The sequence below is a fragment of the Propioniciclava sp. LT432 genome (genome assembly GCF_059515965.1).
Map to the genome: position 1 here is coordinate 1 of NZ_JCAKNE010000004.1, position 15,503 is coordinate 15,503.

Consider the following 15,503-nt stretch of genomic DNA (forward strand, 5'->3'; position numbering starts at 1 on the left):
GCGCTGGGGCGGCCCAAGCGGCCGCCCCAGCACCATGGCAACCCATCCCGTCGACGTGGCCCACCGATCCCCGGAACACTGGCTCACCCCCCAGCGGAACACCGGCCCTCAGCAAGCGCAATATCCACTCCGACCTCAGACCAGCCAGACGAGCCAAGAACCTCACGCTCACCGCGGCAGCCCAACACCTCGGCGTATGGCCCGCACGAATCGGAGAACTCGAACTCGGCAGACGCCCCAACCCCGAACTCGCAGTGCGCTACCGAGAATGGCTCAACGCCGCTTGACACGGAATAGGAGCCTCTCACCCCCGAGGGCTCGGCTTCGAAGCGCCGAGGGCTCGGGTCGCCAATACTGAGGCATGTCCATAGCCTTGGCGATCGTCAGTGGACTCTGCTGGACCCTCGTGTACATCGAGGCCATCCGGGTGTCCTTCAAGGACCGCATCTATGCCATGCCTGTGTTCGCCCTCGGGCTGAACCTGGCGTGGGAGGTCCTCTACAGCGTCGACGGATTCATGCACTTCACGCGCTACGGGGCCTTCGGTCAGACACAATCGGTGATCAATGCTGTCTGGGCGGCCTTCGATCTGGTGCTCCTGTGGACCTTTTTCGCATTCGGCCGGCAAGCTTGGCCGCAGCTGGGCCGCTCGCTCGTGATCTTCATGGGCGCGTCGGCCCTGGTGGTCGGCGCAGCGGTGCAGGCCGTGTTCTTCATCGAGTTCGGACCACGCCACGCCCCCGTCTACACGGCCTTTGCGCAGAACCTGTTGATGTCGATCTTGTTCATCGACATGCTGATCCGCCGCTCAGGCCGCGCCGGCCAGTCGATGGTCATCGCCGTCGCGAAGCTCATCGGCACGCTCGCGCCGACGCTCAGCATGGGCTTCCTGTCGGGGTTTGACCCCTACGTGGCCGTGCTCGGCATCCTGTGCCTGGTCTTCGACCTGATCTACGTCGTCGCACTGCGGTCGGTCCGTCCGGTCCCGACAGCACAGCGGACGCCCCGGGTGCGGTTGGGCGGCGCTCAGCACAAGTAACCCGAGCCCTCGGCGTCCCCAACCCGAGCCCTCGGCGCAACGAACCCGAGCCCTCGGCGTCCCCAAGCCGAGCCCTCGGCGCAAGTAACCCGAGCCCTCGGCGTCCCCAACCCGAGCCCTCGGCGTCCCCAACCCGAGCCCTCGGCGTCCCCAACCCGAGCCCTCGGCGCAGACGCAGAGACCCCCTCCCTCAGCGATGCTGCGGGAGGGGGCCTCGTCGGTCAGATCGCAGCCTTCGTGCCGCGTCAGCGGTTCGCGGCCGACTTGCCCTGCTGCCACACCGTCACCACGGACGGACGCGGGATCGAGGTGCCACCGTCGGGCCAGTTCGACGAGGGCGACCCGAAGGTCGAATCGTTGGTCTCGCCCGGGTGCTGCACGCAGATGTTCACGCGCTCCTCGGTGATCCACGGACCGCAGGTCTCGGCACCCTTCGGAACCGACAGGAACTGCCGCACCTCACCACGATGCTCCCCGGCCAGCGGCACGGCGTACAGGCCGTCGTGCGCGCCGAGCTGGTTGCCGTCGGTGGAGATCCACAGATTGCCGTGCTCGTCGAACGCAATGTTGTCGGGGCACGAAATCGGCGAGACCTTCGACTTGTCGGCACCCGCGAAGTAGGTGTTCGGGTCGTTGGGGTCACCGCACAGCAGGAGGATGTTCCACCCGAACGAGGTCGCGGCCGGGTCCATGCCCGCCTCGGACATCTCCATGACGTGACCGTGCTTGTTGGAGCCGACCTTCTTGCTGTCACCGGCCACGAACCCGCGCGGGTTGGCCTCGTCGACCTGGGCCGTCGTGCGGTTGGTGTTGTTCGTCAGCGCCATGTAGACCTTGCCGTTGACCGGGTTGGTCTCGACATCCTCGGGCCGGTCCATCTTGGTGGCGCCCATCTTGTCGGCCGCGAGGCGCGTGAAGACGAGCACCTCCTCGACGGTCATGCCGGGGACGTAGGACTCCTGGTCGGTGCACAGCGCGATCCACTCGCCGGTGCCGTCGAAGGCGCCGTCGGTGGGCAACTTGCCGGTGCCGTCGATCTCGGCGGCCGGGGAGTCACCCGTGAAGCGGGCCACGTACAGCGTGCCCGAGTCGAGCAGGTCGGCGTTCGCCTTGGCGCCGCCGGGCTGGACCTTCTTGGCGGAGACGAACTTGTACAGGTAGTCGAAGCGCTCGTCGTCGCCGGAGTAGACGACCGCCCGGCCGTCCTTGGCCACGACCGCGGTGCCCGCCTCGTGCTTGGTGCGGCCCAGCATCGTCCGCTTCTTGGGGGCGGCGGTCGGGTCGTACGGATCGACCTCGAGCACCCACCCTTGGCGCAGGACCTCGTTCGGCTCCTCGGCGAGGTCGAAGCGGGTGTCGAATCGCTCCCACTTGCGCTCCGAGCCCTTGCCCGGAATCCCGTAGCGCTTGATGGCCTGCTTCTCCAGGCCGCCCTGAACGGCGTCCCCGTTGGCGAAGTACTGGTTGAAGTTCTCCTCGCCCGACAGGACGGTGCCCCACGGGGTGTTGCCGCCGGCGCAGTTGTTCAGGGTGCCGAGCACCTTGGAACCACTCGGGTCTGCCGTGGTCTTCAGGTACCTCGAGCCGCGGGCCGGGCCGGTGACCTCGCAAACCGTGGACGCGGTGATCCGACGGTTCAGCTTGTGACCCACGACCGGGGTCAGCTTGCCGTTGCCCTGGTTCTTCTTGACGACGACCACCGACAGGCCGTGCGCGGCCCAGGCCACCTCGACCTGGTCTCGGGTCGGGTTCTCCTCGTCGAAGCCGGGGAACATGATGACTTCGTCGGTGTACTCGTGGTTCACGACCATGACCTCGTGCTGCTGGTCCAGCGGGAAGAAACCGAGGTAGTCGCAGTTGTAGCCGAACTGCCCGGCCTGCGAGGCGCCGGTCTGCTTGTAGGGGTCGAACTTCGGCGCACCCGCGAGGATCGGGTCGCCCCAACGGATCACGATGGCCTGCGCGAAGCCCTTCGGAATGACGACCGAGTCGGTGTTGGCCGGGGCGATGGGCGTCCAGCCGAGGCCGGGCAGCGAGCCCTTGGTGTCGAGGGCGACAGCCTGCGGAGCGTTGACGAACGCGGCGGCGCCGGAGCCGGCGACGGCGGCCGCACCGGCGGCGACCGCACCGACCTTCATGAGGCCACGGCGGGAGATGACCGCGTCGACGATGTCACCGAAGTACTCGTTGTCGGAGGTGTTCGGCACCTCGTGGAAACAGGCGTCGCCGCACTTGAAGCGGCAGGTCAGCGAGGAACGGTTGCCGTGGACGGGCGCGGGCGCCAGCAGGTTGAGGAGCCGGCGGCGGGAGTCTGCCATGGTGGACCTTTCAAGAGGATGTGCTGCGACGCACGCTAACGACTCTGCCGACGCCCCGGCCCAAGCCCGGTTGAACGCGAGGTGAACTCTGGGCGAATTCCGTGACCGTGACGGGGTCGGTCTGCTCTGGCGGCCCAACCGGACGCTTTGGGGTGTCAGCACCCCTGCTGCGAGGATGGGCCCGTGCTCTCGTTCCTCGTCATCCCCTTGGTGGTGTCCGCCGCGGTCCTGCTGGTGAGCGGCGTCGCCAAGGTGCGTGAGCCCGCCGCGACCCGGGACGCGTTCGTCGCGCTGCGGCTGCCCGCCGCGCTGGCCAAGTCCCCCGCCCCCGCGCTCCTGCCCTGGGGAGAGATCGTGCTGGGCATCTTGCTGCTCGTCACCTCGGGTTGGCTGCTCGCCTTGGGTGTGGTGGCCACATTGGTGCTGTTCTCGATCTACCTCGTGGTCATCCGCCGGGCGCTCGGCTTCGACGAGAAGGTCTCCTGCAACTGCTTCGGGAAACTCGGCGACGAGGGTGTCTCGACCCGGACGCTGACCCGCAACGCCATCCTCGTGGCCACCGCCACGCTCGGCATCGTCGCCGTCAGCGTGGGCGTGTCGGTCCCGGGCACCGTGGCGGCCGCTCCCGGATCAACCCTTGGCTGGCTGCTGATGGCGGCCCTGACCGGTGCCGTGGCCCTGTTCGTGCTCGGACGAGGCCAGACGTCCCAGCCCAGCGGCCGGGACCTCGTCGCCGGGCAGGTCCTGAGGGGCACCATGCTGGACGCCAGCACCGGCCAGCAGGTGTCACTCCAGAACCTGGGTGGCGACCGGACGATCCTGCTGGTCCTGAGCCTGTGGTGCGGCCCCTGCGCTTCCCTCATGGAGGACCTCGACAGCCTCCGCGCCTCCGCTCCGGGCGTGACCATCCGTCCGGTGGTGAGCGACCGGGTGGCGGACGAGCTGCGCACCCGCCCGGCGGCGGTCCAGACCGATGCGCTCCTGGATCCCTACGGCAACCTCATGGGCATCCTCGCCACGGCCACCCCGACGGCCCTCCTCGTGGACGCCCGCGGCGTCCTGCTCGCCGACCCCGTGGTCGGTGCGGGGTCCGTGCGCGAACTGATCGCCTCGCTGGGAGCTCCTGCCGTGTCCACCCAGGAGGCAGCCGAGGACGAGGGCGCACAGGAAGCCCCGGTGGAGACGACCGCGGACGCCCCGGAGGACGTCGAATTGCCCTACGTGCGCCGGCCAATCCCGGACGCCGTGGTCATCGGGGCCGAGGGTCCGCGGACGATCCGCGAGCTCGTCACCGAGAAGGCCGCCCTGCTCGTCAGCATCAACTGTCTGTGCGGCACCTCTCAGGAGGCCTCCGCCGCCGTGGACGGCTGGCGCGAACGCCTCCCAGCCCTCGAGGTGGGGCTCCTGAGCACCCTGAAGGCCGACTCCATCCCCGAGGACCTCCGTCCCACCGAGGGCGTCCTGTACGACCATGCCGGGCTGGCCCAGCGCGCGCTCGGGATGCACCAGAGCCCGATGGCGGTCCTCGTCGGTGCGGACGGTCTGCTCGCCGGTGGTCCCGTCCAGGGCTTGGAGGAGATCGAGGGCTTCGTGTCCGACATCGAGGCCCAGCTCGCCGAGGCGTCCTGATCGTTTAGGGGCGTCCGGGTCGTCAAGGCGCCTTGGCCGGGACCCCGCCCGACCAGCCCTCAGAAGATCAGCGGATCAACAGCAGCGGCGATGAAGACGATCGCCAGGTAGCTGTTGGACCAGTGGAACAGCTTCATGGGCTTGAGCGCGGCGTCCAGCAGGCCGGCGTTCGCGCGGCGCAGCAGGGCGACGGACTCCCAGATGAGCCACCCGCCGGCTCCGGCGGCGATCACGGGGTAGAGCCACCCCGTCCCGGCGACGGGCCAGAGCGCGAGCGAGGTCAGCACGGTCAGCACCGAGTAGACCAAGATCTGACGGGCCACGTACGGCGCGTCCTTCACCACGGGCAGCATGGGCACGTCGACGGAGGCGTAGTCCTCGCGGTAGCGCAGGCCCAAGGCCCAGGTGTGGGGCGGCGTCCAGAAGAAGACGATCAGGAAGAGGATGATCGGCGGCCACGAGATCGATCCTGCCACGGCCGTCCATCCGATCAGCGGCGGGAAGCAGCCGGCCACGCCACCCCAGACGATGTTCTGGGCCGTCCGGCGCTTGAGCCACACCGTGTAGATGAAGACGTAGTAGAGGATCGCGGTCACCGACAGCGCCGCGGACAGCCAGTTGGCGCCGAAGCCCAGCATGAGCGTCGAGGCGATGCCGAGCACCACGCCGAAGACGTAGGCGGAGCGGCGCGACACCTGCTCGCGCACCATCGGACGCCGACGCGTCCGACGCATCTGCTCGTCGATGTCGGCGTCCAGCACCGAGTTGAACACGTTCGCGGACGCCGCCGAGAGGGTGCCGCCCACGAAGGTGATGGCGGCCAGCCCGAGCGGGGGGAAACCGTCCGCCGCCAGGAACATCGCCGGGAACGTGGTCACCAGCAACAACTCGATGATGCGGGGTTTCGTCAGCCCGACGTAGGCCTTGAGGGTGCCCAGGATTCCACTCTGGGCGGGGGCCGGGGCCTCCGTCCTGGCTGGGTGCATGGCGTGACCTCCGGCGAGAGTGGGACCGGCCGAGCGCACGGGGCACGACCCTTTCCGAGCAGTCTAACCGACAGCCTCCAGAGCTCCTTCCCCCGCCTGACCCGCAGGGGGCGGTTTCGGCAACTCTCCCGCCCCGCTGACAACCGGGTTAGTAGAGTCGAGGGTGCGGGCGTCGACGGACGCGCCCGGACCGCTGACCCACAGGAGAACGCAATGAACTCTCGTATGAAGGCACTCGCCGACGCCGGCGTGTCGATCTGGCTCGACGACCTGTCGCGCGCTCGTCTGCAGAGCGGCAATCTCCAGGAGCTCATCGACGACAAGTCGGTCACGGGCGTCACGACCAACCCGACCATCTTCGCCGCGGCCCTGACCAGCGGCCACCAGTACCACGACGACATCGTCGCGCTGCCCGACGACACCACCACCGCGTCGGCGATCAAGCAGCTCTGGGCCAAGGACGTCGAGGACGCCTGCGACCTCTTCAAGGGCATCTACGACTCCACCAACGGGGTCGACGGCCGCGTCTCCATCGAGGTCGCCCCGGGCCTGGCCTACAACACCCAGGCCACCATCGACGAGGCCCAGGAGCTGTACGACCTGGTCAACCGCGAGAACGTCCTGATCAAGATCCCCGCCACGCTCGAGGGCCTGCCCGCGATCACCGAGACCCTCGGCCGCGGCATCTCCGTCAACGTGACCCTGATCTTCTCCGAGGACCGCTACCGCGCCGTCATGGACGCCTACCTCGCGGGCCTGGAGCAGGCGGACGCCGCCGGCAAGGACCTGTCGAAGATCCACTCCGTCGCCTCCTTCTTCATCAGCCGCGTCGACACCGAGATCGACAAGCGCCTGGACGAGATCGGCACCGACGAGGCCAAGGCCCTCAAGGGCAAGGCCGCCGTCGCCAACGGCCAGGTCGCCTTCGCCGCCTTCGAGGAGGTCTTCTCCTCCGACCGCTTCAAGGCCCTCGAGGCCAAGGGTGCGAACAAGCAGCGTCCGCTGTGGGCGTCCACCGGCACCAAGAACCCCGAGTACTCCGACACCCTGTACGTGTCCGACCTGGTCGCCCGCGGCGTGGTCAACACCATGCCCGAGAAGACCCTGCTGGCGTTCGCCGACCACGGTGAGCTCGGCGCCCCGATCGAGGGCACGGGCGCCGAGGGCGTCAAGGTGCTGGACGCCATCGACGCGGTCGGTGTCGACCTGACCGACGTGTTCAACGTGCTTGAGTCCGAGGGCGTGGCCAAGTTCCAGGCCTCGTGGGACAGCGAGCTGGTGACCGCCGTCGAGAAGGCCCTCGCCACCGAGAAGTGACCCTTGGTCACCCGGGGGCGGGCGCTAGGGTGTTCGCGTGACGAGCGTTCCCTACACCAACCCCTTGCGTGATCCCCAGGATCGCCGGTTGCCCCGAGTCGCAGGGCCCTGTGCCCTCGTCATGTTCGGGGTGACCGGCGATCTTGCACGCAAGAAGCTCATGCCCGCCGTCTACGACCTCGCCAATCGGGGCCTGTTGCCCCCCGGTTTCAGCTTCGTGGGGTACGGACGGCGCGACTGGGACGACGAGGCGTTCGCCGACTACTTCCTGGAGTCGGTCAAGGAGAACGCCCGGACGAAGTACCGTCCCGAGGTGTGGCGCCAGCTCGCTGAGGGCCTCCGGTTCGTCAGCGGCGCGTTCAACGACGACGAGGGCTTCGAGACGCTCAAGGAGAGGCTCCGGGAACTCGACGAGACTCAGGGCACCGAGGGCAACCACGCCTTCTACCTCTCGATCCCGCCCGCCGGCTTCGACCAGGTCATCGAGCAGTTGAGCAAGCACGGCCTGGTCGACAAGTCCAAGTCCGTGCCCTGGAACCGTGTGGTCATCGAGAAGCCGTTCGGCCACGACCTCGCCAGCGCACAGGAACTGGAGCGCAAGGTCGCGTCCGTCTTCAACTCCGACTCGGTGTTCCGCATCGACCATTACCTGGGCAAGGAGACGGTCCAGAACATGTTGGCGTTCCGCTTCGCCAACCAGCTGTTCGAGCCGGTGTGGAACCGCAACTACGTGAGCCACGTGCAGATCACCATGGCCGAGGACATCGGCATCGGCTCCCGCGCGGGCTACTACGACGGCATCGGCGCCGCGCGCGACGTCATCCAGAACCACCTCCTCCAGTTGCTGGCCCTCGCCGCCATGGAGGAGCCCTCCTCGTTCGACGCGGGCAACCTGCGGGCCGAGAAGGAGAAGGTGCTGGCCGCGGCCCGCGCCCCCCGCAACCTGAAGCACCACACCGCCCGCGGCCAGTACACCGCCGGATGGGCGGGCGGCCAGAAGGTGCGGGGCTTCCTGGAGGAGGACGGCATCCCGGCCGACTCCCAGACCGAGACGTACGCGGCGTTCCGCGTCGACATCGACAACCGGCGCTGGGCTGGCGTCCCCTTCTACCTGCGCGCGGCGAAGCGCATGCCGCGCCGGGTGACCGAGGTCGCGTTCATGATGCGTCCGGCCCCGCACCTGCCGTTCCAGATGTCCGACACCGAACAACTCGGCGTCAACGCGTTGGTGCTCCGGATCCAGCCGAACGAGGGCATCACGCTCCGCTTCGGCGCGAAGGTGCCCGCGACCCCGATGGAACTCCGCGACGTCACGATGGACTTCGACTACGGCACCAGCTTCGCCGAGTCGAGCCCCGAGGCGTACGAGCGGCTCATCCTCGACGTCCTGCTCGGCGATCCGCCGCTGTTCCCCCAGCACCGTGAGGTCGAGTTGTCGTGGATGATCCTCGACCCGATCCTCGACTACTGGGCCCAGAAGGAGCACCAGCCCGAGGGGTATGCGGCTGGCACGTGGGGCCCGCCCTCGGGCGCGGCGATGCTGGAGCGCGACGGCTTCGCGTGGCGACGTCCTTAAGGCGGCTAGGAGACAACCATGATCACGACCCTCAAGGACACGACGTCCGCCAAGATCCAGGTCGCCATCACCCAGGCTCGCCAGAGCGTCGGCGCGGCGTCCGGCATGGTGTTCACGATGCTGGCGGTCCCGACCGCCGACGAGTTCGACGACGTCTTCGACGCCTGCGTCGACGCGGGACGCGAGCACCCCTCGCGCATCATCATCGCCACGGACGGGTCCGCGCGCACCGATCGCCTGGACGCTGAACTCCACATCGGCGACGAGATCCCCGGTGAGGTGATCGCGCTGAAGTTCCACGGCGAGCTCATGCACCACAAGACCTCGGCCATGCTGCCCCTGCTGCTGCCGGACTCCCCCGTCATCGCGTGGTGGCCCGGCAAGGCGCCGGCGTCCGTGTCGGAGGACAGGATCGGCAGGCTGGCCGTCCGTCGCATCACGGACGCCATGGGCACCGATGACCCGCTGGGCACCCTCGTGGCGCGGGCGGACACCCTCGCCCCCGGTGACACCGACCTCACTTGGACCCGCCTCACCCCGTGGCGCGCCCTGCTCGCCTCGGCGCTGGACAACCACGAGGTGCCCGTCCTGTCCGCCAAGGTGACGGCCGCCCCCGACAACGCCGGCGGGCTGTTGCTGGCCGCGTGGCTGCGGTCGCGCCTGGGCGTCCATGTCGAGTTCGAAGCGGACGGGGGTCCCGGCATCACGGGGGTCATCCTCACCACCGCCGACGGCGACATCACGCTGAAGCGTCCGGACGGCAAGATGGCCACGTTCACCGCACCCCGGACGCCGCCCCGATCCGTGGCGCTGCGTCGCCGTGAGCTCAGTGCACTGCTGGGTGAGGAACTGCGCCGCCTCGACACCGACAAGGTCTTCCTGGAGTCGATGTCGTGCCTCCGAACGATCATGACGGGTGGGAACTGACGTGGAACAGATCCTGCGTTGGGCGAGCGGAACCGACCTCACGGACGGGGTGGCCGAGCGCCTGATGTCCCGGCTCGTCGAGCTCCAGTCCGCCACCGAGGGATCGGTACACCTGTGCCTCACGGGTGGGCGGATCGCCAACCGGATCTACGACGCGTTCGCCGACCTCGTGGAGGGTTCCGGCCTGGACTCCGAACGGATCGAACTCTGGTGGGGGGACGAACGCTTCGTCCCGACCGAGGACCCGGACCGCAACGCCGGCCATGCCCTCGCCATCCTGGCCCGGACCCTGCAGGTGAGTTCGGCCCACACCCACGCCATGTCGGCGGCGGACGGCGTCACCGACAACGAGGCCTCCGCGCTGACGTATGCCAAGGAGCTCGGCGACACCGTGTTCGACATCTGCCTGCTGGGCATGGGCGAGGACGGCCACGTGGCGTCCATCTTCCCGAACCACCCGTCCTTCGAGGAGACCTCGCACACCGTGATCGGCGTGAGCGACTCCCCCAAGCCACCGGCGTCCCGCATCAGCCTGACCGTACCCACGCTCAGCCGCAGCCGCGAGGTGTGGTTTCTGGTGAGCGGCTCCAACAAGGCGGACGCCGTGGCCCGCTCCTACGCGGGCGACCCCAGCCTTCCGGCCGGGGTCGTACGGGGCACCGAGCGGACCCTGTGGTTCCTGGACAAGGCCGCAGCCTCAGGCATCCCCTACCACGAGTGCAGCTTCTGAGCTGCCGTCGTGCGCAGGGGCGCCGTCGGGGCCAGCGTCAGTAGATGACCTCACCGGCGGCGCGACGCGCGCGCAGGCCGGCGAGAGCCTCGGCGAGGATGGCCTCGGCCTCGGCGTCCGTACGGCGCTCCTTCACATAGGCGAGGTGCGTCTTGTACGGGGTGATCCGCGGCGGGGGAGGCGGGTTCTCCGCGTCGCAGTTCGCGGGGAGACCGCAGCGCGGGCAGTCCCACTCCTCGGGGAGCACGGCGTCCGCCGCGAAGGCGGGACGCGTCTCGTGCCCGTTGCTGCAGTAGAAGGACACGTACAGGCGCGGCGCGGAGTCACCGCGCTCCGCCTCGCCCATGGGACCCGCACCGACACGGCTGCCGCGGATGGCGCTACCACCGACCACTGTTGAGAACTCCTTGCTTGCGTCTGAGTAGAGGGGCTTGCGGCTGTCAGCCGAGGACGCCCACGTCGGGGAACCAGCGGTACAGGGCCAGCAACATGAGGATGCAGGCCAGCCACACGAGGCCGACGATGATCGTGAGCCGATCGAGGTTCCGCTCGGCGACCGAAGAGCCCCCATGGCTGGTCGACATGCCGCCACCGAAGAGATCGGACATGCCGCCGCCCCTGTTCTTGTGGAGCAACACGAACATGGCCAGGGCCAGGGACGTCAGGACCAGGAGGATCGACACGGAGAGGATCGGCCAGGTCATGAGGGGAGCAATGGTCACCCGAGGAGTTTAACCCAAGCGCGAGGGGCCGGTGACCACGTGGTCACCGGCCCCTCGGGTTCTGTCCGATCAGTTCTGGTAGAAGAGGACGATCTTCGCGAACTCCTCCGGATCGAGGCTCGCGCCGCCGACCAGGGCACCGTCGACATCGGGCTGCGCCATGATGTCCACGATGTTGCCCGACTTCACCGAACCGCCGTACTGGATGCGCACGGCGTCCGCGGCCCGGTCACCCAGCAACTCGCGCACGCGGCCGCGGATCGCACCACAGACCTCCTGCGCGTCGTCGGGGGTGGCGACCTCGCCGGTGCCGATGGCCCAGACGGGCTCGTAGGCGATGACCAGCCCGCCCACCTGCTCGGCCGACAACCCGGCGAGCACCTTGTCGACCTGGGCGAGCACGAACGGCACCTGCTCCCCCGCCTTGCGCACGTCGAGCTTCTCACCGACGCAGATGATCGGGGTCATCCCGGCCGCGAGCACGACCTTGGCCTTCTCGTTGACCAGCTCGTCCGACTCCGCGTGGTAGTCGCGTCGCTCGGAGTGGCCGACGACCACGTAGGCGCACTTGAGCTTGGACAGCATCTCCGCCGACACCTCACCGGTGTAGGCGCCCTTGTCGTGCACCGAGACGTCCTGCGCGCCATAGGTGATGGTGAGCTTGTCGCCCTCCACCAGCGTCTGGACCGTCCGCAGGTCGGTGAAGGGGACCATCACGGACGCCTCGGCCTGGGCCGGGTCGTACTTGGCATCCTTCAGCGACCACGCCAGCTTCTGGACGACCCCGGCCGCCTCGACGTGGTTCAGGTTCATCTTCCAGTTGCCCGCCATCAGCGGGACGCGGTTTGCCACGGGTCAGTTCCCTTCGAGGACGGCCAGGCCCGGGAGCGTCTTGCCCTCGAGGTACTCCAACGACGCGCCGCCGCCGGTCGAGATGTGACCGAACTGGTCGTCGGCGAAGCCGAGCTGACGGACGGCCGCGGCGGAGTCACCGCCACCGACGACCGTGAAGGCGTCGGTCTCGGCCAGGGCCTGGGCGACCGCCCGGGTGCCCTCGGCGAAGTCGGCGACCTCGAACACGCCCATCGGGCCGTTCCAGAAGACGGTCTTCGCGCCCTTGATGGCCTCGGCGTACGCCTTGGCGGTGTCGGGACCGATGTCGAGGCCCATCTGGTCGGCCGGCATCGCGTCGGCGGCCACGACCGTCTTCTCGTAGGGGCCGTCACCGGACGGGAAGCTCGGCGACACGAGGGCGTCCGACGGGATGAGGAGCTTCTTGCCCTGGGCCTCGGCGTCCTTCATGTAGCCGTTGACGGCGTCGACCTTCTCGGCGTCCAGGAGCGAGGTGCCGACCTCGTAACCCTTGGCCTTCTGGAAGGTGTAGCCCATGCCGCCGCCGATGATCAGGGTGTCGGCGACCTTGAGCAGGTTGTCGATGACGCTCAGCTTGTCGGCGACCTTGGCGCCACCGAGCACGACCACGTAGGGGCGCTCCGGGGTCTCGGTGAGCTTCTTGAGCACCTCGACCTCCTTCGCGACGAGGTGGCCGGCCGCGTTGGGCAGCATCTTGGCGACGTCGTAGACGGAGGCCTGCTTGCGGTGCACGACACCGAAGCCGTCGGAGACGAACACGTCACCGAACTCCGCGTACTTGGCCGCCAGGTCCTCGCGCTCGGTGTCCACCTTGGACTCCTCGGCGGGCTCGTAGCGGACGTTCTCGAGCATGACGATGTCGCCATCCTCCATGGACGCCACGGCTGCCTTGGCCGACTCGCCCACCACGTCCTCGGCCAGCGTGACCTTGGCGTCGATGAGCTCGCCGAGCCGCTTGGCGGCCGGGGCGAGGGAGTACTTGGGGTTGACCTCACCCTTGGGGCGACCCAGGTGAGCCATCACGACGACCTTCGCACCGGCCTCCGTGAGCTGCTTCAGCGTCGGGAGGGCGGCCTTGATACGGCCGTCATCGGTGATGGTCTCGCCGTCCAGCGGGACATTGAAATCACAGCGGATCAGGACGCGCCGGCCCTTGAGATCCCCGAGATCATTGATGGACTTCACCTGGGTTCGCCTTTCAGGATTCGGTGGTGGTGGGTGTGGTCAGAGCTTGGACGCGACGAGCTCGGTGAGCTTCACCAGCTGGTTCGAGTAGCCCCACTCGTTGTCGTACCACGAGACGACCTTGACCTGGTTGCCGATGACCTTGGTGAGGCCGGCGTCGAAGATCGAGGCGGCCGGATCGGTCTCGATGTCCTTGGACACGATCGGGTCCTCGGTGTAGACGAGGATGCCCTTGAGCGGACCCTCGGAAGCGGCCTTCTTGATGATCTCGTTGACCTCTTCGACGGTGGTCTCGCGGGCGGCCTCGAAGGTGAGGTCGGTGGCGGAACCGGTCGGGGTCGGGACGCGCATGGCGTAGCCATCCAGCTTGCCCTTGAGCTCGGGCAGCACGAGCGCGACGGCCTTGGCGGCGCCGGTCGTGGTCGGGACCATGTTCAGGGCCGCGGCGCGCGAGCGACGCAGGTCCTTGTGCGGGCCGTCCTGCAGGTTCTGGTCCTGCGTGTAGGCGTGGATGGTGGTCATGAGGCCCTTGACGATACCGAGGTTGTCGTTGAGCGCCTTGGCCATCGGGGCGAGGCAGTTCGTGGTGCAGGACGCGTTGGAGATGATCGTCTGCGACCCGTCGTACAGGTTGTCGTTGACGCCCATGACGATGGTGATGTCCTCGTTCTTCGCCGGGGCGGAGATCAGGACCTTCTTGGCGCCGGCGTCGATGTGGGCCTTGGCCTTGGTGGCGTCGGTGAAGAAGCCGGTGGACTCCACGACGATGTCGACACCGAGCTCGCCCCAGGGCAGGTTGGCCGGATCCTTCTCGGCGAACGCCTTGATCTGCTTGCCGTTGGCGGTGATGGACTCGTCGTCGAACGTCACGTCACCCTCGAAACGGCCCAGGATCGAGTCGTACTTGAGGAGGTGGGCGAGAGTCTTGTTGTCGGTGAGGTCGTTGACGGCGACGACCTCGACGTCAGCGCCGGAGGCGATGAGGGCGCGGTAGAAGTTGCGACCAATGCGACCGAAGCCGTTGATGCCTACCTTGACAGTCATGAAAGTGGGTCTCCTTGAGATAAGGAATCTCGCCCGCTCGTGACGAGAACTGGACGAGTCCACCCTACCCAAAATCGCGGGGGCCCAAGGACCCGTGGACCAGTTGTCCGGCAAGCGGAACCGCCACATCACGACGTGCCGTAGTATTGGCCGTCCCCGAGGCGGCCCGCCTCAGTCGTGGTCGAGCATCTCGGGTGTCAAGGACGCCTCCGTGCCGGGGATCCCCAGCTCCTGGGCCCGCTTGTCCGCGGTCGCCAGCAGGCGGCGGATGCGGCCGGCCACCGCGTCCTTGGTCAACGGCGGCTGGTGCAGTTGACCCAACTCCTCCAGGCTCGCCTGCTTGTGCTCCAGACGCAGCAACCCCGCGTCCCGCAGGTGCTCGGGGACGTCCTCGCCCAGGATCTCCAACGCGCGCTGCACACGGGCCCCGGCCGCCACGGCGGCCTGGGCGGAACGGCGCAGGTTGGCGTCGTCGAAGTTGGCCAGGCGGTTCGCGGACGCCTTGATCTCCCGGCGCATCCGGCGGTCCTCCCAGGCCAGCAGCGTCTCGTGGGCACCCAACCGGGTGAGCATGGCGGAGATGGCGTCACCGTCCCGGATGACGACGCGGTCCACCCCGCGCACCTCGCGCGCCTTCGCCTGGATGCCGAGCCGACGGGCGGCACCCACGAGGGCGAGCGCAGCCTCGGAACCGGGGCAGGTGACCTCCATCGACATCGACCGACCGGGCTCGGTCAGGGAACCGTGGGCCAGGAAGGCGCCGCGCCACACGGCGGTGGCCACGTCGAGACCGCCCGACACGACGGCGGCGGGCAGGCCGCGCACCGGGCGTCCGCGCGAGTCGATGAGGCCGGTCTGGCGGGCGAGGGAGTCCCCGTCCTTGATGAGGCGGACGACGTAGCGCGTCCCGCGGCGGAGGCCGCTCGGGGTGACCACGACGAACTCGCAGGTGAAGCCGAACAGGTCGGCGATGGCAGTCCGGAGCCGACGGGCGGCCGCACCCGTGTCCAGGTCGACCTCGACGATGATCTTCCCCCCGGCGAGGTGCAGGCTCCCCGCGAACCGCAGCAGGGAGGCGACCTCGGCCTTGCGTACGGCGGGCTTGGTCACCGGCACGTTGGCCAGCTCTGCCTTCACGTCTGCGGTCAGTGCCATGC

Annotated in this window: 14 protein-coding genes; 6 read left to right on the forward strand and 8 right to left on the reverse strand. The window is 68.5% G+C overall.

Going from position 1 to position 15,503, the window contains the following annotated elements; genetic code table 11:
* Positions 1–361: 361 nt before the first annotated feature.
* Positions 362–1,039 (forward strand): transmembrane-type terpene cyclase, encoded by a 678-nt coding sequence (locus tag AC5YDV_RS02745; RefSeq protein ID WP_496182072.1) that lies wholly within the window; start codon positions 362–364, stop codon positions 1,037–1,039.
* Between the two features lie 245 nt (positions 1,040–1,284).
* Here AC5YDV_RS02745 and AC5YDV_RS02750 read toward each other — a convergent pair whose 3' ends face one another.
* Positions 1,285–3,357, reverse strand: coding sequence for a PhoX family protein (locus AC5YDV_RS02750; RefSeq protein ID WP_496182073.1), 2,073 nt, complete (start codon positions 3,355–3,357; stop codon positions 1,285–1,287).
* 183 nt (positions 3,358–3,540) lie between these two features.
* Here AC5YDV_RS02750 and AC5YDV_RS02755 point away from each other — a divergent pair, with 183 nt between their 5' ends.
* On the forward strand, positions 3,541–4,986 hold the full coding sequence (locus AC5YDV_RS02755) for a TlpA family protein disulfide reductase (protein ID WP_496182074.1): 1,446 nt from the start codon (positions 3,541–3,543) through the stop codon (positions 4,984–4,986).
* Between the two features lie 59 nt (positions 4,987–5,045).
* Here AC5YDV_RS02755 and AC5YDV_RS02760 read toward each other — a convergent pair whose 3' ends face one another.
* Positions 5,046–5,972, reverse strand: a complete 927-nt coding sequence (locus AC5YDV_RS02760) for a heme o synthase (RefSeq protein ID WP_496182075.1) — start codon at positions 5,970–5,972, stop codon at positions 5,046–5,048.
* Between the two features lie 213 nt (positions 5,973–6,185).
* Here AC5YDV_RS02760 and tal point away from each other — a divergent pair, with 213 nt between their 5' ends.
* The 4 genes from tal to pgl are packed head-to-tail and all read left to right on the forward strand — an operon-like array spanning position 6,186 to position 10,522.
* Entirely contained in the window at positions 6,186–7,289 is a 1,104-nt protein-coding gene (gene tal / locus AC5YDV_RS02765; RefSeq protein ID WP_496182076.1) for a transaldolase, read from the forward strand.
* Between the two features lie 37 nt (positions 7,290–7,326).
* Positions 7,327–8,865, forward strand: coding sequence for a glucose-6-phosphate dehydrogenase (gene zwf / locus AC5YDV_RS02770; RefSeq protein WP_496182077.1), 1,539 nt, complete (start codon positions 7,327–7,329; stop codon positions 8,863–8,865).
* Between the two features lie 18 nt (positions 8,866–8,883).
* A complete protein-coding gene (locus tag AC5YDV_RS02775) occupies positions 8,884–9,792 on the forward strand; it encodes a glucose-6-phosphate dehydrogenase assembly protein OpcA (protein ID WP_496182078.1) in 909 nt (302 codons plus the stop codon).
* Entirely contained in the window at positions 9,782–10,522 is a 741-nt protein-coding gene (pgl, locus tag AC5YDV_RS02780) for a 6-phosphogluconolactonase (RefSeq protein WP_496192327.1), read from the forward strand. The genes AC5YDV_RS02775 and pgl overlap by 11 nt, the downstream gene beginning before the upstream one ends.
* Positions 10,523–10,559: 37 nt before the next feature.
* On the opposite strand, the gene AC5YDV_RS02785 is transcribed toward pgl, so the two are convergent.
* The 6 genes from AC5YDV_RS02785 to whiA form a co-directional block, all read right to left on the reverse strand.
* Complete coding sequence (locus AC5YDV_RS02785; RefSeq protein ID WP_496182080.1) at positions 10,560–10,916, reverse strand: RNA polymerase-binding protein RbpA; 357 nt, start codon at positions 10,914–10,916, stop codon at positions 10,560–10,562.
* A 46-nt stretch (positions 10,917–10,962) separates the two neighbouring features.
* Positions 10,963–11,226 carry a preprotein translocase subunit SecG gene (gene secG / locus AC5YDV_RS02790; protein ID WP_496182194.1) on the reverse strand — a complete coding sequence of 88 codons (264 nt, stop codon included), beginning with the start codon at positions 11,224–11,226 and terminating at the stop codon, positions 10,963–10,965.
* A gap of 87 nt (positions 11,227–11,313) precedes the next feature.
* Positions 11,314–12,075 carry a triose-phosphate isomerase gene (gene tpiA / locus AC5YDV_RS02795; RefSeq protein WP_496182195.1) on the reverse strand — a complete coding sequence of 254 codons (762 nt, stop codon included), beginning with the start codon at positions 12,073–12,075 and terminating at the stop codon, positions 11,314–11,316.
* Between the two features lie 24 nt (positions 12,076–12,099).
* Complete coding sequence (locus tag AC5YDV_RS02800; protein ID WP_496182081.1) at positions 12,100–13,302, reverse strand: phosphoglycerate kinase; 1,203 nt, start codon at positions 13,300–13,302, stop codon at positions 12,100–12,102.
* A 39-nt stretch (positions 13,303–13,341) separates the two neighbouring features.
* Positions 13,342–14,346 carry a type I glyceraldehyde-3-phosphate dehydrogenase gene (gene gap, locus AC5YDV_RS02805; protein WP_496182082.1) on the reverse strand — a complete coding sequence of 335 codons (1,005 nt, stop codon included), beginning with the start codon at positions 14,344–14,346 and terminating at the stop codon, positions 13,342–13,344.
* A gap of 171 nt (positions 14,347–14,517) precedes the next feature.
* Positions 14,518–15,501, reverse strand: coding sequence for a DNA-binding protein WhiA (gene whiA / locus AC5YDV_RS02810; protein ID WP_496182083.1), 984 nt, complete (start codon positions 15,499–15,501; stop codon positions 14,518–14,520).
* Positions 15,502–15,503 lie beyond the last annotated feature (2 nt).